Source organism: Streptomyces sp. NPDC017225, from assembly GCF_044331465.1.
GTDB lineage: Bacteria > Actinomycetota > Actinomycetes > Streptomycetales > Streptomycetaceae > Streptomyces.
The window spans coordinates 25617-43168 of record NZ_JBIRNE010000011.1 but is presented as its reverse complement, the minus strand read 5'-3'; the positions used below and the strand labels follow the sequence as shown (position 1 = coordinate 43168).

The following is a 17552-nucleotide window of genomic DNA, read 5'->3' as shown; positions in this document are numbered from 1 at the left end:
CCGCGGGGGCGTCACGCCGCCAGCGACCCCGGCATCACCGCCCTCGGCCCGAACTTCGCCCGCGCGCGGTCCGCGACCTCCTCGATCCGGCGGACCTTCTCGTCCACGGGGTCGAAGGTGAGCTGGTGGGAGGCCTGCTCGGCGGGGGCGAGACCCTCGGCCCGCAGAGCGACCGAGCGGACCCGGGCGCGCTGGAGGCCGAGCGCCTCGTACATGTCGTACGCGGTCCGGGTCAGCGCCGCCGAGTGCGCGGTCGGCTCCTTCAGGGTGCGGCCGCGGGTGGTCGCGGAGCGGTCGGCGTAGCGCACGGTGAGGGTGAGGGTGCGGCAGACCTTGTCGACGGCGCGCAGCCGGGAGCCCAGTTCCCCGGCGGCCGAGAGCAGGGCGCGGCGGTGCCGGCCGGGGTCGAGTTCGTCGCGGGCGAAGGGGCGTTCCGCGGCCAGGGACCGCGAGACGCCGTTGGGTACGACCCGGCCGCGGTCGACGCCCCCCGCCTTCTCGCGCAGCTCGCGGCCCGCCTTGGCGCCGACCAGCCGCTGGAGCGTGGACAGGGGCGCGGCGGCGACCCGGCCGAGGGTGTCGAGGCCGTACTCGCACAGGGTCCGGGCGGTCGCGGTGCCGACGCCGGGCAGCGCGGCGACGGGCTTCTCGGCGAGGAACTCCCGCTCCTGGCCCTCGGGTACCGCGCGGGTCAGCCCCGGCCGGGCGTCCCGCAGGGCCATGCGGGCCAGCATCGGGCCCGCTCCGGCGCCGGTCACGCAGTCGACGCCGTACAGCGCGAGGGAGCGGACGCGGATCACCGAGGCCAGTTCCACGGCGTCGCGCCCGAAGTACCGCTCGGCGCCGCGCAGGTCGGCCAGCGCCCCGTCCGGCGGCAACGCCTCGACGACCGGCGTGAACTCCTCCAGCAGCCCCAGCAGCCGGGGCAGGGCCGCCTCGTACATCGGCGGCAGCTGGAAACGTACGCAGAGGATGGTCATCCCGCACTCCCCGGACTCTGGTGCCACAACTTCCTTCCCACCGCGGGCCCTTCGCCCGCGGGGCGCAGGTCGGCCCATGGGTGCATCTCGTACCCCGTGGACATGCGGATGCGCCGCTGTTCCATCGGGTCCTGGGCCGCGGACCCCGTCGGTGCCGGCCGCCCGTCCGAACCGGCGAGGCGGCGGCGCGCCGGGCCGTCGCCGGGGCCGTCGCCCGGGGGCCCGCCCGTTTCGGCCGTTCCGGCCAGCCGGGCCGCGACGCCCTCCAGTCCCTCCTCCCGGCGCACCTCCAGCAGGTCCGCGAGGTTCCAGACGGCGGAGCCGACCACGCTGTGGCTGCGCGGGCCGCGCCGCTGCACCACCCCGCGTACCAGCAGCAGCCAGGAGTGGAAGACGGTGTGCGCGCAGGCGTCGTGGGAGTCGTCGAAGAAGGCGAGGTCGACCAGGCCGGTGCCGTCGTCCAGGGTGGAGAAGATGACCCGGCGGCCGGAGCGGATCGGCGGTGTCTGGGTGGCCGCCTTGGCGCCCGCGACCAGCACCGTCTCCCCGTGCCGGGCGTCGCGCAGCCGCTTGGCCGACATGACGCCCAGCTCGTTCAGGAAGGTGCGGTGGTCGTCCATCAGGTTGCGCGAGGCGTCCATGGAGAGCACGCCCAGCTCGGCGCTGAGTTTCTCCGCCGAGGTGAGGTCGGGCAGCCCGGCCGGGGCGGTCTTGCGTCCACCGGACAGGGGGAGCTGGTCGCCGCGTCCGGCGCGGGCGCCGCGGTGCAGCTCGGTCAGGTGCAGTTGCAGGTCGCGGCGGTTGGCGCCGAACGCGTCCAGCGCGCCGACCTGCGCGAGCCGCCCGGCCAGCGGCCTGCTGGGACGGGCCCGTTCCCAGAAGTCGAGCAGGGAGGCGTACGGCTGCCCCTCGGCGATCCGCTCCGCCTCGGCCTCGCTGATGCCGTGCACGTCGCGGAGGGCCAACCGGAGCCCCCACTCCCGCGATTCAGACACCAGTTCGATCCTGTGTGCGACCCCCGACTTGTTCACGTCCAACGGGAGGATCGGCACCCCGCGCCGCCGCGCGTCCGCCAGCAGCAGCCGCTTGGGGTACATGCCGGGGTCGTGGGTGAGCAGGCCCGCGTAGAAGGCGGCCGGGTGGTGCGCCTTCAGCCACGCCGACTGGTACGTCGGCACGGCGAAGGCGACGGCGTGCGCCTTGCAGAAGCCGTACGAGCCGAAGGCCTCGATGATCTCCCAGGTCCGCTGAATCGTTTCCGCGTCGTATCCGTTCGCCGTCGCGTGCTGCGCGAACCACACCTTGATCCGCCCCTGCGACTCCGGGTCGGACAGCCCGCGCCGCACCCGGTCCGCCTCGCCGCGCCCGCAGCCGGTCATGATGTCCACGATGTCGATGATCTGCTCGTGGAAGACGACGACTCCGTACGTGCCTTTCAGGGGCTCCGACAGGTCCTCGTGCGGATAGCGCACCGGTGCCCGCCCGTGCCGGGCCTCGATGAACGGCCGCACCATGTCGGCGGCGACCGGACCGGGCCGGAAGAGCGAGATGTCGACGACGAGGTCGTGGAAAGTGGCCGGCTGGAGCCTGCCGACCAGGTCCCGCTGCCCCGGCGACTCGATCTGGAAGCACCCCAGCGTCTCGGCGGAGCGGATCAGCCGGTACGTCGCCGGATCGCCGTCCGGCACCGCGTCCAGGTCGACCTCGGCGCCCGTCGCCCGCTTCACCTCGGTGACCGCGTGCGCCATCGCCGACTGCATCCGCACGCCGAGCACGTCCAGCTTGAGCAGCCCGAGGTCCTCGACGTCGTCCTTGTCGAACTGCGCCATGGGGAAGCCCTCGCCGCTGGTCGGCACGACCGGCGTACGGGAGAGCAGGGAGGCGTCGGAGAGGAGCACTCCGCAGGGGTGCATGGCGACGCCGCGCGGGAGGGCGTCGAGGCCCTCCACCAGCTCCCACAGCTTCCCGTACTTCTCCTTCTCCCCCGCCAGCTCCCTCAGCTCGGGCAGCTCCTCGAGAGCCGCGCGGGCGTCGCGGGCGCGGATGTGCGGGAAGGACTTGGCGACGCGGTCGATCTCGGCCGGGTCCATGGACAGGGCGGCGCCGACGTCGCGGATGGCGTGGCGCACCCGGTACGTCTCCGGCATCGCGACCGTGGCCACCCGCTCGGTGCCGAAGCGGCCGATGATCGCCCGGTAGACCTCCAGGCGGCGCGCGGACTCCACGTCGATGTCGATGTCGGGCAGCACGACCCGCTCCCTGGACAGGAAGCGTTCCATCAGCAGCCCGTGCTCGACCGGGTCGGCGTGCGCGATACCGAGGAGGTGGTTGACGAGCGAGCCCGCGCCGGAGCCGCGCGCGGCGACCCGGATGCCCATGCCCCGTACGTCGTCCACCACTTGGGCGACGGTGAGGAAGTACGAGGCGAAGCCGTGGTGGGCGATGATGTCCAGCTCGTGGTGCATCCGCTCCCAGTAGTGCCGCGCACCGGGTGAACGGTCGTAGCCGCGTCGCACCATGCCCGCCGCCGCCCGGGAGGCGAGCGCGCGCTGGGCGGTGCGGCGGCCGGCTCCCACGAGGTGCGGTTCGGGGAAGTGGACGGCGCCCATGCCGAGGTCGTCCTCGGGGTCGACCAGGCACTCGGCGGCCGTCGCCCGGGTCTGCTCCAGCAGGCGGTGGGCCACCTCCCGCCGGAAGCCCGCGGCCTCCACGACGCGCTCGGCGGCGTGCCGCATGGCGTCCGCGTCCTTGAGCCAGGCCTCACCGGAGTCCAGCTCCTTGGTGGCGTCGATGGGGACGAGGCGGCGGGCGGCGTCCAGTACGTCGGCGACCTGGCCCTGGCCGGGGTCGGCGTAGCGGACGGCGTTGGCGAGCACCGGCCGGACGCCCTGCTCGGCGGCGAAGCCGACGGTACGGGCGGCCAGGCGCAGGGAGCCGGGGCCGGTCCCTTCGCGGCCGTGCCAGACGGCCTCCAGACGCAGGGCGTCGCCGTAGACCTCCCGCCAGGGGGCGAGGAGCCGGGCCGCGCGGTCGGGGCGGCCGGCGGCGAGGGCGCGGCCGACGTCGGAGCCGGGTCCGAGCAGGACGGTCAGGCCGTCGGCGTGGTTGTCGGCCCAGGACAGCAGGGGGGTGTCCGTCGCGGTGTGGGCGGCGGAGACGAGGCGGCACAGATCGGCCCAGCCGCGGGCGCCGTCCCGGGCGAGGAAGGTCACCCGGGGAGCCGACTCGTCGACGAAGGCGCCGCCGCGCACGGGGGCGCGGCGCCGGTCCCGGCGTACGGAGGTCTCCGTGCGGTCCGCTTCGGGCTCGGGGGCGGCCACCGCCAGCTCGGCGCCGAACAGCGGACGGATGCCGGCCTTCGCGCAGGCCTTGGCGAAGCGGACCGTGCCCGCGAGGGTGTCGCGGTCGGTGAGGGCGAGGGCGTCCATGCCCCGCTCGGCGGCGCGCTCGGCCAGCCGCTCCGGGTGGGAGGCCCCGTAGCGGGCGGAGAACCCGGAGACGGTGCGCAGATGCGTGAAACCCGGCACACGCACCTCCCGAACTCATGAACCGACGCCTTATCGAACGTCTGTTCCCAACTACCTCACCCCCACCATAGACCAATTTTCGAATGCGTGTGCGACATCCGTTCGGCCCCGCCCCACCTGCGCAAACACCCGTCTGCCCGGACCGTGGGGACATGTCGCACACCCCAGGCACCGGCACCCGGAGCGGCTCCTTCCGTGACGAGGTGAAGGACGCCGTCACCCCGCGGGCCACCCTGCTCGTGCTCGGCGTGATCGCGCTCCAGCTGCTGTTCATCGCCTCCTACGTGGGGGCTCTGCACGACCCGAAGCCGAAGGACGTGCCCTTCGGGGTGGTCGCGCCCCCGGCGGCGGCCGAGCAGACGATGGCCGGGCTGGAGCGGCTGCCCGGGTCGCCACTGGATCCGCGCACGGTGGCCGACGCGGCGAGCGCCCGGCAGCAGATCGAGGACCGGGAGATCGACGGCGCCCTGGTCGTCGACCCCTCCGGCCCCACTGACACCCTGCTGGTCGCCTCCGGCGGCGGCACCGTCCTCGCCACCACCTTGAAGAGCCTCGTCACCCAGGTGGAGCGGGCCGAGGGCCGCACGCTGCGGACCGTCGACGTGGCCCCGGCCTCCGCCCACGACTTCGACGGGCTGTCGTCGTTCTACCTGGTCGTGGGCTGGTGCGTCGGCGGCTATCTGTGCGCCTCGATCCTGGCGATCAGCACCGGCGCCCGGCCGGCCAACCCGCACCGCGCGGCGATCCGGCTGATCGCGATGGCCCTGGTGTCGATCGTCGGCGGACTCGGCGGCGCGGTGATCGTCGGGCCGATCCTCGGCGCGCTGCCCGGCAGCGTGGTGGACCTGTGGGGGCTCGGCGCACTGATCACCTTCGCGGTGGGCGCCGCCACGCTCGCCCTCCAGGGCGTCTTCGGAATCGTCGGCATCGGGCTCGCGATCCTGCTGGTGGTGGTCGCGGGCAACCCGAGCGCGGGCGGCGCCTTCCCGCTGCCGATGCTGCCGCCGTTCTGGAAGGACATCGGTCCGTGGCTGCCGCCGGGCGCGGGCACCTGGGCGGCCCGCTCGATCGCCTACTTCAAGGGCAACGACACGACCGTCTCCCTGCTGGTGCTGTGGGCGTGGGCGGTCGCGGGGACGGTGATCACCGTACTGGCGTCCGTGCTGCGCCTCGGACGGCAGGAGGCGGAACTGCCCACCCAGGCCGGCTGACCCGGCGTACGCACACGGGAGCGCCACGCCGCGCCCGCCCCGAAGCCCCGCGCCCCGCGGCAGCCCTCCGCGCTCCCCACACATACGGGCGCGCCATACGCACGCGGAAGTCCCGCCCCTCGCGCGCGGGACGGGACTTCTGCCTGCGGTGTGTGCGCTCAGCCGATCTGCGTACCGGTGGCCGACAGGGCCTCCGTCACCGGCTGGAAGAAGGTCTCGCCGCCCGAGGTGCAGTCGCCGCTGCCGCCGGAGGTGAGGCCGACCGCCTGGTCGCCCGAGAAGAGCGAGCCGCCGCTGTCGCCGGGCTCGGCGCAGACGTCGGTCTGGATCAGGCCGTTGACGATGTCGCCGTTGCCGTAGTTCACGGTGGCGTCCAGGCCGGTGACCGTGCCGGAGTGCACCTGGGTGGTGGAGCCGCTGCGGGTCACCTCCATGCCGACGGTGGCGTCGGTGGCACCCGAGATGGCCTGCGAGGAGCCGTCGTACAGGTTGACCTCGCTCGGGTGGTCCACCTCGGCGGTGTACTTGACCAGGCCGTAGTCGTCGTCCGGGAAGCTGGACACCTCGTTCTCGCCGATCACGCTCCCGGAGGAGTCCGACCAGCTCGTGATGGATTCGGTGCAGTGCCCGGCGGTGATGAAGTACGGCTCGCCGCCCTTGGTCACGTTGAAGCCGAGGGAGCAGCGCCCGCCGTTTCCGGTGATGGCGTCGCCGCCCGCGACGAAGGGCTTGTACTCACCCTTGGTCCGCTTGAGCTCGGCCTTGGCGCCCAGCCCGTCGACCACCTTGGCCAGCTTGGCCCACTCGGTCTCGGAGACCGTGCGGTCGGCGGTGACGACGACCCTGTTGGTGGTCGGGTCGGTCGCCCAGGAGGTGCCCGGAATGGTGGCGTCCTCGGTGAGGGTGGTGCGCGCGCTCTTCAGCTCGGCGAGCGAGTGCTCGACGACTCTCGCCTTGGCGCCGGCCTCCTCGACGGTCTGCGCGGCGTCCTCGTCGAGCACGTTGACCACGAGACTCTTCGCCTGCGCGTCGTAGTACGTGCCCGCCGCGTCGGCGCCGAGGTCGCCGAGCAGCGTGGAGGCGAGCTTTCCGGCCGCCGTGACCGAGAGGGTCTCGGGCGCGGTGGTCTGCGGGGCCTCGCTGGCGTTCGCAGTCTGGAAGGTGACTCCCGCGGCGACCAGTGCGGTGATCCCCGCACCTACTACCGCGGCACGCCGCCTGGGTATGCGTCGGTGCTTCAACTCACGTCCTCCTGTGGGGGGTCGGCCCGGGAGGTTGTGGGGACCTCATGGGCCGGAAGGCTGGTTGACGAGCGCTTACTCTTCCAAGCCCACAGGGGGCACACAAGGTCGACTTCAGGACGTGCGCACGACAACTTCAGTGCGCACACACGTCCTTCACCATTCATGTCCCTTCCAGCAGGATTCGCGGAGCGAACACTCCAGCAAACGCTACGGGCGAGTAACCATGAACCGGACGACAGGCCTTGCCTTGTCTCAAACTCGCTCTTTCGTCCCGACCTTTGGATGTGCTTCTACACGCGGTGGCGACGCTCCGGGCCAGACAAGGGGGAGCCCCCGCACACCGGCTGGCGTGCGGGGGCTCGTCGTACTGCCGGCTGCGTTCCGGGGTGGTTCAGGTGACGTTGACGCCGTAGGCGTTCAAGGCCTCCGTGACCGGCTGGAAGAACGTCGTACCGCCGGACCTGCAGTTGCCGCTGCCGCCGGAGGTCAGGCCGTACGCGGTGCCGTTGCTGCCGTAGAGCGGGCCGCCGGAGTCGCCGGGCTCGGCGCAGACCGTGGTCTGGATCAGCCCGCCGACGACGTCGCCGCCGCCGTAGTTGACGGTGGCGTTCAGGGCGGTGACCCGGCCACTGTGGGTGCCGGTGGTGGAACCGTCACGGATGACGGTGGTGCCCACGCTCGGAGTGGCCGCGCGCGTGATGTTCACGCCGTTCGCGGTACCGGGCTTACTGATGGAGCTGTTGGTGTACCGGACGATGCCGTAGTCGTTGCCCGGGAAGCTGGACCCGGCGGTCGAACCGAGGACGGTGGTGCGCGCGGAGTTGGCGTACCAGGTCCCGGCCCCGGCGGTGCAGTGCCCGGCGGTCAGGAAGTAGTCGACGCCGCTGCCGCTGCGGACGTTGAAGCCCAGTGAGCAGCGCCCGCTGTTCGAGTAGATGGCGTCGCCGCCCTGGATGAGCTTGTTGAACGTGCCGGGGGTGCGCTTGATCGAGAGGGCACCGGCCTTGTCGCCGGCCTGCTCCTTGATCTTCGCGATCTCGGCCTGGGAGACCGTGCTGTCGACCGTGAGAAGCACCCGGCCGGACTTGCTGTCGACGGCCCAGGCGGTGCCCGGGACGTCGGCCCTGAGTACCGCGCCGCTGGCGCTGCCCAGCTCGGCGGCGCTGAAGGTGGCCGGGGTGGGTGCGGCGTTCGCGCTGGGGATCGCGATCGCGGCCGCGGCCACGAGGCCGGAGGAAACGGCGATCAGCCGGGTCCGTCTCGTGATGCCGCTGCGGGGGGTGGTGCGCTTGATCCTCACTTTTCGTTCCTCCACAAAGGAAGTAGGGGGCCCTCTTGTGGGGTGGGGGCCCGTGAGGCGCAGCCAGGGATGGACGTCCGGGTTCCGGATGCGTCGTGACCCTGACAAGCGCTGAGGTTGGAGTATTCGGCCGAACGACCGGTCGGCGCAAGAGTGCCTTTCGGCCGTCAACCTTTGTACGACTTCCGCCGACCCCCGGCGGACCTCAGCGCAGTTCGCGCTCCCCCGCCTCGATCCGGGCGTCCAGGGTGTTCCCCGGCGGCGGGAAGGGGCAGACGAAGTGGTCGGCGAACGCGCACGGCGGCAGCAGCGCGCGGTTGAAGTCGACCGCCGTACGTCCCTCGGCGTCCGGCGCGGCGGGGCGCAGGAACCGGAAGCGGTAACTGGTGCTGCCACTGGTGGCGTCGGCGAAGACGGCCCACAGCGAGCCGTCCGCCTCGACGCCCACCTGGAGCGTGCGGCGTTGCCCGGCCAGGGTGAAGGCCAGCTCACCGCCGAGACCGAGCCCGCGCTCCCGCCCGTCCGCGTTGGGCACCGGCACGCTGCGCGGCCCGGTGTCGTACGGCGTGAAGCGCCCCGGCACCGACCAGCGCGGATCGTAGGGCGTGGCGGCGATGCCCCGGAACGTCCGGCGTGCCCCGGCGGCCGGGTCGAAGTCGCGCACGCCCCAGGCGCCCTCGCGCAGCAGGACGACGATCCGCCGCTCGCCACAGGCCACCCGGGCCGCGCTCGCCGGTCCCGGGTCGGCCGTGAGCCGCACCTCGCCGTCCAGGGGCCGCCCGTCCACGGTGAGCCGGTCCGCCCCGGTGGCCGTCAGCAGCACCGCGCCGCCGTCCGCCGTCCAGCTCCCGGGGATGTCCGGAAGTTGCCCGTCCGGATAGTCCTCCAGCCAGTACGTGCCGGTCAGGGCGAGCGGCCCGTAGGGCGCCGACACCGCCGCGACGCGCTGCTCGTGCCACTGCTTCCATTCGCCGGATGCGTCCGTCGCCATGGGGGCAACCCTATGGTGTCGGCCCACGCATACCGGGCACCTCAGCAGCTGCAGTCGCAGCCGCACCCGTCGCAGCAGCCGTCCTCGCCCCCACAGTTGCCGCAGCACTCGCAGCAACTGCAGCAGTCGCCGCACCCGCCGCAGTCGCAGTTGGCGCACGTCCCTTCCTTGCGCTCCCCGCTCCAGGGGTCGTGGTAGGTGCCGCAGCACATCTGGCACGTACAGGCCAGCCCCAGCCACACGGCGCACCCCGCGAGCAGCCCGCGCCGGTCGCGACGGGGTGGCTCCGGAGGCACCGGCGCGCCGGGACCGCCCGGAGCGCCCGGGGTGCCGGGCGGGGCGTAGGGGTGACTGCCGTGGGCGCAGGAGGCGGTGCCGAACGCGCGGTCGACGGAGGTGCCCAGTTCGTGCACGAGCAGCCGGTGCACCAGCCGGCCGTCCTCGAACTCGGCCTCGCGCAGGGCGAGCCGCACCCCGCGCACCGCGTCGTCGGCCAGCCGCCGGGCCTCGGTGAGCGAGGTCCCCGTGGCGGTGAGCGGGTTCCAGGCGCCCGACGCGGCGTCAGCCTCCTTGTCCTCCACGGCGTCGAGGAGGTGGGCGAGCCGGCCGAAGAGGCGCCCGGCCTCGGCGAGCGGCTCGGCGTTCTCCGGCCGCCCGGCGAGACGCGCGGTGTGCGCGAACGCGGCGGCGGTCGCGGTCTCGGTCGGCTCGGTGACGGTGAGCAGGGGCGTGCCGGGCCCGGCGAGCGCCTCGATGCCGCCCTGCCGGTCCACGGCGTCGACCAGTACGGCGGTGTCGAACCCGACGGCGCCACCGCCGCGGGCACCTGCGGCGTCCCAGCCCGTGGCGATCCGGCGGGCGGCGAGGGCCACCGGCCGCCGGGCCAGCAGCCCGTCCCCGTCGGCGACGTGGTCGCGCACCTTGGCCGAGGCCAGCACCAGGGAGACGGCCGCCGCGAGCCTGGCGCCCTCGCCGTCCGCGACGGACGCGGTGCGCATTGCGCGCAGGGGGCACGGCCCGGCCTTGCGCCGCCCGGCGCCCGTGCCGGCGCGGCCGGCCTGAGCCTCCGTCAAAACCGATATGAGCAGCCCGTCATAGTTCGTCACGATTCGCGCGAACTGCCCGTGATCCTTACGCAGTGCGAGGCACAACCCGCACAAATGCGCCATCCACTGGCTCGTGAGGCTCTCTCCGAGCCGATGCCTGCAAGGCCTGACGATTCCGAACACGACTTTCCCCCGTGTCTCGTACGACGCTGAGCTGCGGCATCGTACCGACCGTCGCGTTCACCCGTACGCACCCTCCCTCACCCGTCCGCCGGGAAGAATCATATTTCACTCACAGTCAGCATCCGTTTGGGAAACAACCCTTGGGACACAAGGACTCTCGACGTATCCGCTGTGCACCAGTACCGTCACAAACCCCCCGGGCGGCGTCCATCCACTTGGCGCGACGTCCGCATCATGGATGACCATAGGGATGCGGAAGAACGAAAGACCGCTGTGAGAGGAGGCGTCCATGGGATCGGTACGCAAGGCGAGTGCGTGGCTCGGCCTCGTCGACGACAACGATGACGAGCGCTACTACGACGACGACTACACCGAGGGCCCCGAGTCCCAGTCCCAGGACGCCTGGGTCACGGACCCGCGGGTGAAGGTGGCCACGGACGTGGCCGAGGAGAAGGGCCGCCGCATCGCCACGGTCACCCCGGACAGCTTCCGGGACGCACGTGCCATCGGCGAGCTGTTCCGGGACGGCGTCCCGGTCATCGTGAACCTGACGGCCATGGAGGGCACCGACGCCAAGCGCGTGGTCGACTTCGCGGCCGGCCTGATCTTCGGCCTGCGCGGCTCGATCGAGCGGGTGTCCACCCGGGTGTTCCTGCTGAGCCCGGCCGACACCCAGGTCATCAGCGGCGAGCCGGCCGCGCACCGTTCGGACGGTTTCTTCAACCAGAGCTGAGGCGGGGCCGCACACCACGGCCCCGCCCCCCGCCGGCCCACCGGGTCCGCCGCCGGAGTCCTACCGGAAGGCGTCGAGTCCGGTGAGGGCCTTGCCCAGCACCAGCTGGTGCATCTCGACGGTGCCCTCGTAGGTGAGCACCGATTCCAGGTTCGTCGCGTGCCGCATCACGGGGTATTCGAGGGAGATCCCGTTGGCGCCGAGGATCGTACGGGCCGTACGGCAGATGTCGATGGCCTCGCGCACGTTGTTGAGCTTGCCGAAGCTGACCTGCTCGGGACGCAGGCGGCCGGCGTCCATGCGCCGCCCGAGGTGGTGGGCGAGCAGAATCCCCTTGTGCAGTTCGACCGCCATGTCGGCGAGCTTGGCCTGGGTGAGCTGGAAGGCGCCGATGGGCCGCCCGAACTGCTCCCGCGTCTTCGCGTACCGAACGGCCGACTCGAAGGAGCTGCGGGCCGCGCCCATCGCGCCCCAGACGATGCCGTAGCGGGCGTGGGAGAGGCAGCTGAGCGGTCCGCGCAGACCCGTGACCTCGGGCAGTACGGCGTCGGCGGGCAGCCGTACGTCGTCGAGGACGAGCTCGCTGGTGACGCTGGCCCGCAGCGACCACTTGTGCTTGATCTCGGGCGCGGAGAAACCGGCGCTGTCGGTCGGGACGACGAATCCGCGGATGCCGTCCTCGGTCTGCGCCCAGACGACGGCGACACCGGCCACCGACCCGTTGGTGATCCACATCTTGCGCCCGTTGAGCACCCAGTCGCCGCCTTCGCGCCTGGCGTGGGTGCGCATGTTGGCGGGGTCGGAGCCGTGGTCGGGCTCGGTCAGCCCGAAGCAGCCGATGACCTCGCCGGCGGCCATGCGCGGCAGCCAGGTCCGCTTCTGCTCCTCGCTGCCGAAGCGGTGGATGGCGTACATGGCGAGGGAGCCCTGCACGGAGACCAGGGAGCGGATGCCGGAGTCGGCCGCCTCCAGCTCCAGGCAGGCCAGTCCGTACTGCACCGCGCTCGCGCCGGCGCAGCCGTGGCCCTGGAGCGGCATGCCCAGCGCGCCGATGCCGCCGAGCTCGCGGGCCAGCTCCCGGATACCGGGCAGCTCGCCCTTCTCGTACCAGTCCGCCACGTACGGCAGCACGCGGTCCGCGGCCCAGTCCCGCACGGTGTCCCGGATCGCGAGGTCCTCCGGCTCCAGGAGGTCGTCGATGCCGAGGGGGTCGGCGGGGTCGAACGCGGGCGGCTTGGGGGACGAGGCCATGGGAACACCCTCCGGGACTGGGAAAACTAGCACTGCTAGTTGCGGTTCTCCTGCCGACGTTACGGTGCACCGTGGCGGACGTCCACCACGCGTCTCCCGCCCACGCACCACCCGTTCACCACCAACCCGGAGGTGAACGTCGCCCGTGAGGGGTGGCGCCATCGGCGGCCGCGGACGGTCCCCACCGCCACCACGCCTCCGCCCGCGACGGTGCGCGGACGCGGTCACACCGACACGCGTGACTCCACGGCGTCCCGCGGCGCCGGCAACGCGACGGCCTCGCACTGCATCCCCCGCGGCAACCGCAACGCCATCACCGCCCCCAGCAGCAACAGCCCCGCACTCACCACGAGCGTCATATGCAGCCCGTGCACGAACGCGTCGGCCGCGGCCCGCCGCAGAGCGGCCCCCGCGGGTCCCCCGAGCTGCCCGGCGACCTGGTACGCCTCCCCCAGCGAATGCCCCGCCGCCGCCGACGCCGACGCCGGCACCCCGGGCACGCCCCCCGCCAGCCCGGGCGCGTACGCCGCGTTCATCACGCTGCCCAGCAGGGCGATCCCGATCCCGGCGCCCAGCTGGTACGAGGTCTCCCCGATCGCCGCCGCCCCGCCGGCCTGCTCCTGCGGCGCCTCGCTCAGCATCGACTCGTACGCCCCGAAGAGCGTCGTCTCCAGCCCGAAGCCGAGCAGCACGAAACCGGACACCAGCAGCGCGCTGTTGTCCGCCCGGCCCATCGCCGTCAGCAGCAGCACCGCCACGGCCGTCAGGCAGAATCCGGCGCACACCATCCGGCGCGGCCCGAACCGCCGCAGCATCCGCGCGCCCGCCAGCCCCGCCGCCATCGCCGCGAAGGTCAGCGGCAGCAGCCGCAGCCCGGTCTGGAGCGGCGACAGCCCGAGCACCAGTTGCAGGTACTGCGCCGCGACCAGCTCCAGACCCACCAGTGCCAGCATCGCCAGCACGATGCACCCCACCGACGTACTGAACGCCGGCCGCCGGAACATCTCCAGGTCCACCAGCGGATGCGTACGCCGCCGCTGCCGTCGTACGAAGGCGGCCAGCAGGGCCGCGCCCACGACCAGCGGCAGCACGGTCGGCAGGCTCGCCACCGGCTCGCCGCCACCCAGCCGCTTCACCCCCAGGACGACCCCGAACAGGCCGCCCGCCGCCATCAGCGCGCCGACCACGTCCCAGGGCCCGCGGCCGTCGCCCTTCGACTCGGGCAGCAGCAGCCGCCCCACCGGCAGGCTGACCAGCATCAGCGGGATGTTGACGAGGAAGACCGAGCCCCACCAGAAGTGCTCCAGCAGGAAGCCGCCGAGCAGCGGCCCGACCGCCGCGCCGACCGCGGCCACGGCGCTCCAGACGCCGATGGCCAGCGCCCGCTCCCGCCGGTCGGGGAAGACCTGGCGCAGGATCGACAGCGTCGCCGGCATGATCATCGCGCCGCCGACGCCGAGCAGCGCGCGGGCCATGATCAGGACCTGGGCGCTGTCGGCGAGGGCCGCCAGCGCGGAGGCGACGCCGAAGAGCGCGTAGCCGAGCAGCAGGATCCGTCTGCGGCCCACCCGGTCGCCCAGCGTGCCGAAAAGGATCAGCAGTGAGGCGCAGACGAGCGGGTAGACGTCGACGATCCAGAGCAGTTCGATCGCGCCGGGCCGCAGGTCCTCGGTGACGGCGGGGACCGCCACGTGCAGGACGGTCGCGTCGACGGCGACCAGCAGCAGGCTGACGCAGAGGACGAACAGGACCACCCAGCGGTTGGCACCGGCCCCGGCCGCCCGGCGGCGCAGCGCGGCGGCAGCGGCCGTGGTCGTCCCGGACATGTACGTACCTCCAAGGAAGTTCCCTCGCGTCCGGCGGGCCACGCGGAGTGGGGACTCCCCTGCGGCCGGCCGGAGAGGAGCGGGGTCTCCGGGCCGTGCGACGGGACGCGAGTGGCTCGCCAGAGTACGCGAGACCTCCTCTGGCGGACGTGGTGGGCCTCACACATCCCGCGTCACCTGTGTGGCATGCGCCACCACGACCGCGGCCCCGCCCGCCCCGGACCGTCGGTCACCGCCGCCCCCGGCGGATAATCGAGCCCGTGACCGATCTTGAAACGCGCACGGCGGGCCGCTCCGGCGCCCTGCGCCGGGCCGCCCCGGCGCTCCTCGGCTACGCGGCCGTACGCGCCCTGGGCCTGCTCGCCCTGGCCCTGTGGAGCGCCGCGCGCGACAAGAGCGCGTACACGCTGCTGACGGCCCGCTGGGACTCCCTCTGGTACACCAGGGTCGCCGAACTGGGCTACGGCTACGAGGTGCGCCTGCCGAACGGCGACGTCCACTCCAACCTGGCCTTCTTCCCGCTGCTGCCCTGGCTGGAGCGGCTCGGCGCGGCGACGGGGCTGTCGTACGCCGACGCCGGGTTCGTCGTGAGTCTGCTCGCCTCGCTCGCCGCGGCCTGGGGGATCTTCGCGGTGGCCGAGCACCTGTACGGCCGGAATGAGGAAGGCGCGCAGCGCGGCCTTGGAAGGGTGGTGGCGGGAGACGGGCGGGCCGGGGTGTGCGCGGTGCTGCTGTGGGCCGTGCTGCCGGTCGGGATCGTGCAGTCGATGGCGTACAGCGAGTCCCTGTTCACGGCGCTCGCCGCCTGGTCGCTGTACGCGGTGCTGACCGGGCGCTGGGTGACGGCGGGGGTGCTGGCCGCGCTGGCCGGGCTGACCCGTCCGGTGGGGCTGGCGGTGGCGGCGGCGGTGTGGGTGGCCGCGATCGTGGCATTCGTGCGAATCCGGGGCGACGCCGTCGCGGACGGCGCCCACGCCTCGCCGCGCGCCCCCGGTGAGGGCGCGCGGCGCCTTTTCGGCGTGCTCCTCGCGCCCCTGGGCGCCGCCGGGTACGTGCTCTGGGTCGGTCACCGCACCGGCGAGGGGCCTCTCGGCTACCTCGACGTCCAGGCCGGCTGGCGCAACGGCTTCGACGGCGGCGCGGCCTTCGCCCGTTTCGTCGCCGACAAGTTCACCTCGCTTCCGTCGGCGCCGGCGGGCGTCGGGCTGGTCGCCGGGGTCGCCCTGCTCGTGTGGCTGTACGTCGTCTGCGTACGGCAGCGCCAGCCGCTCGCGCTGCTGGTGTACTCGGGGACCGTCGCCGTCCTCGCCCTGTGCGCGTCGAGCTACTTCGGTTCGAAGCCTCGGCTGCTGATGCCCGCCTTCCCGCTGCTGCTGCCCCTCGCCCTGGCCCTGGCCCGGCTGCGGACCTCCAGGTCGGCGCCGGTCGTCGGCGGTGTCGCGGTGGCGTCGGCGGTGTACGGGGCGTTCTGGCTCAACGGCTCCGGCCCGCCCTGACCGGTCCGGGGCGCCCGATGGCCACCGGGAGAATTCCGTACCAGCATTTGGTGAACGAATTCATAAGCACGATAAACCGCCGACCGGACCGATCAAAGGAATTGAAGTCCACAGCAGGACCGGATTATGGATTCCTCGGAAATAAACCACCGCCTGAGAGGAATCCCACATCACATCGTCATCACAAAGCCGTTGATTCGTCCGGGATCACTCCTCACTCGCTGTAACGTCGATTGTGTGCGTACCGAACGGAACCTCACCCGTCTGGACCGGGTGTTCGCGAGGCTGGACCGGGAGCCGGAACGACCGGCCCACCTAGATGTGCCGGAGATGAGCCGGCACAGGATTGCGCTGTTCTCGGGAACCCTGGCGTTCTACGTCGCGATCGTGTGGGCCGTGGTGATCACCTCATGGCTGGTCCGGCTCGACTGGCAGGTCATGTTCTTCCGGCCCTACCAGCAGTGGCCGGAGCTCCACGCGTTCGTCGACTACTACGTGGTGCTCGGCCAGCGCGGCCCCACCGCGGTGATGGTCGCGGCCTGGCTCGGCTGGCGCTCCTGGCGGCAGCACACGCTGCGGCCCCTGCTCGCGCTCGGCGTCTCCCTGCTCCTGCTGAACGTCACGGTCGGTGCCGCCAAGTACGGCATGGGCCGGCTGGGGCCGCACTACGCGACCACGATCGGCGCGAACGAGATGTGGCTCGGCGGCGATATATTTCCGAGCGGTCACACCGCGAACGCCGTCGTGACCTGGGGCATCCTGGCCTATCTGGCCTCGACGCCCAGGGCGCGACGCTGGCTGTCGGCACTGTCGGCGGTCACCTCGCTCGGCGTGGGCCTGTCCACCGTCTACATCGGTACGCACTGGCTCAGCGACGTGCTCCTCGGCTGGACGGCGGGGCTGCTGATCCTGCTGGCACTGCCGTGGTTCGAGCCGCTGATCACCCGGGCCGAGGCCTGGATCCTCGGCCTGCGCGACCGCTGGTTCGCCCGCCGCGGACGTACGACGGCGGTGAAGCAGCCGGTCAGCACGCCCGTGGTCCTCACTCCGCCCGACTCCGACCGGGAGGAGACCCCGGTCCGCGAGCCGGTCGCCGCGCCGCGCACCCGCGCCCCGGCGTACCTGACCCCGGGCCCGCACACGGCCCGCTCGGACCGTACGCCCGTGACCCCGGCCGGCAGCCGCCGGCCGCCGCACGCCGACCGTCACCCACGGGGCGCGGCCCCGGCCGCACGCCCCCTGTCGGGCGGCTGACCGTTCACCTCACGACGCGGGGGGCCGGTACGCACAGCCTCTCCCCCCGCGGGTCAGCCCTTCCAGGCCCGGATCACGCGGCCGTCCTTCACCTCGAAGTTGAGGCGGCCCACGCGGTACTCCATGGTGATGACCGTCCCCGGCGCCAGTGACCGCACCGTCGGCCATCCCCGCTCCCGCGCGAGCCGTTCGGCCGCGTCGGACGCGAGGCCGACGTACGTGTCCGGGCTGTCCTGGGGCTCGGCCGGGGGTGTCGGAATCGGTGCCATGCCGCCACGCTATGCCCTGCTCCACGGCCGGGGAAGTCCAGGCCGGTAACACGGGCGACCGAGGCACCTACGGTCACACTTCTGTCACAGCATCACGGTCCGTGTTTCGGTCGAACTCCGTCACACGGACGGACGGATTCGTACGCCTTACGCGGTCCCGGGTGGTGAATTGCCCGCGTGTCGCGTCACCCCGTCGAATAAGCGGACGGAAAAGGCTTCGAAGCGCTTCGGGAGCTCTCCG

The 17552-nt window shown here is 72.8% G+C and carries 13 protein-coding genes; 4 read left to right on the top strand and 9 right to left on the bottom strand.

Translation table 11 applies throughout. The annotated features are described in order from the left end of the window. Positions 1–11: 11 nt before the first annotated feature. Both ACH4NX_RS23395 and ACH4NX_RS23390 read right to left on the bottom strand, forming a co-directional pair. Positions 12–980 (bottom strand): DNA polymerase thumb domain-containing protein, encoded by a 969-nt coding sequence (locus ACH4NX_RS23395; protein WP_351397223.1) that lies wholly within the window; start codon positions 978–980, stop codon positions 12–14. Further along, positions 977–4507 (bottom strand): DNA polymerase III subunit alpha, encoded by a 3531-nt coding sequence (locus ACH4NX_RS23390; RefSeq protein ID WP_398129891.1) that lies wholly within the window; start codon positions 4505–4507, stop codon positions 977–979. The genes ACH4NX_RS23395 and ACH4NX_RS23390 overlap by 4 nt, the downstream gene beginning before the upstream one ends. Before the next feature lie 152 nt (positions 4508–4659). On the opposite strand from ACH4NX_RS23390, the gene ACH4NX_RS23385 reads away from it, so the two are divergent. Next, positions 4660–5718, top strand: a complete 1059-nt coding sequence (locus ACH4NX_RS23385) for a DUF3533 domain-containing protein (RefSeq protein ID WP_398129892.1) — start codon at positions 4660–4662, stop codon at positions 5716–5718. Between the two features lie 158 nt (positions 5719–5876). Here the strand turns inward: ACH4NX_RS23385 and ACH4NX_RS23380 are convergent, their stop codons facing one another. The 4 genes from ACH4NX_RS23380 to ACH4NX_RS23365 form a co-directional block, all read right to left on the bottom strand. Further along, a complete protein-coding gene (locus ACH4NX_RS23380) occupies positions 5877–6959 on the bottom strand; it encodes a S1 family peptidase (protein ID WP_398129893.1) in 1083 nt (360 codons plus the stop codon). A gap of 394 nt (positions 6960–7353) precedes the next feature. After that, the gene (locus ACH4NX_RS23375) at positions 7354–8262 is read right to left on the bottom strand and encodes a S1 family peptidase (RefSeq protein WP_351397235.1); all 909 of its coding nucleotides are present in this window, start codon (positions 8260–8262) and stop codon (positions 7354–7356) included. Between the two features lie 205 nt (positions 8263–8467). Continuing rightward, the gene (locus ACH4NX_RS23370) at positions 8468–9253 is read right to left on the bottom strand and encodes a DUF1684 domain-containing protein (RefSeq protein ID WP_398129894.1); all 786 of its coding nucleotides are present in this window, start codon (positions 9251–9253) and stop codon (positions 8468–8470) included. 41 nt (positions 9254–9294) lie between these two features. Next, entirely contained in the window at positions 9295–10482 is a 1188-nt protein-coding gene (locus tag ACH4NX_RS23365; RefSeq protein WP_398129895.1) for a DUF5685 family protein, read from the bottom strand. A gap of 289 nt (positions 10483–10771) precedes the next feature. On the opposite strand from ACH4NX_RS23365, the gene ACH4NX_RS23360 reads away from it, so the two are divergent. Beyond that, on the top strand, positions 10772–11215 hold the full coding sequence (locus ACH4NX_RS23360; RefSeq protein ID WP_351397244.1) for a cell division protein SepF: 444 nt from the start codon (positions 10772–10774) through the stop codon (positions 11213–11215). 60 nt (positions 11216–11275) lie between these two features. Here ACH4NX_RS23360 and ACH4NX_RS23355 read toward each other — a convergent pair whose 3' ends face one another. Further along, positions 11276–12466, bottom strand: coding sequence for an acyl-CoA dehydrogenase family protein (locus ACH4NX_RS23355; protein ID WP_351397247.1), 1191 nt, complete (start codon positions 12464–12466; stop codon positions 11276–11278). A gap of 224 nt (positions 12467–12690) precedes the next feature. Further along, positions 12691–14292 (bottom strand): MFS transporter, encoded by a 1602-nt coding sequence (locus ACH4NX_RS23350; RefSeq protein ID WP_351397250.1) that lies wholly within the window; start codon positions 14290–14292, stop codon positions 12691–12693. Positions 14293–14552: 260 nt separating this feature from the next. On the opposite strand from ACH4NX_RS23350, the gene ACH4NX_RS23345 reads away from it, so the two are divergent. Beyond that, positions 14553–15788, top strand: a complete 1236-nt coding sequence (locus ACH4NX_RS23345) for a mannosyltransferase family protein (protein ID WP_351397253.1) — start codon at positions 14553–14555, stop codon at positions 15786–15788. A 237-nt stretch (positions 15789–16025) separates the two neighbouring features. Beyond that, on the top strand, positions 16026–17042 hold the full coding sequence (locus ACH4NX_RS23340; RefSeq protein WP_351397256.1) for a phosphatase PAP2 family protein: 1017 nt from the start codon (positions 16026–16028) through the stop codon (positions 17040–17042). Positions 17043–17095: 53 nt separating this feature from the next. Here the strand turns inward: ACH4NX_RS23340 and ACH4NX_RS23335 are convergent, their stop codons facing one another. Beyond that, positions 17096–17311: an I78 family peptidase inhibitor gene (locus ACH4NX_RS23335; RefSeq protein ID WP_351397259.1), complete on the bottom strand. Its 216-nt coding sequence runs from the start codon at positions 17309–17311 to the stop codon at positions 17096–17098. Between the last annotated feature and the right edge of the window lie 241 nt (positions 17312–17552).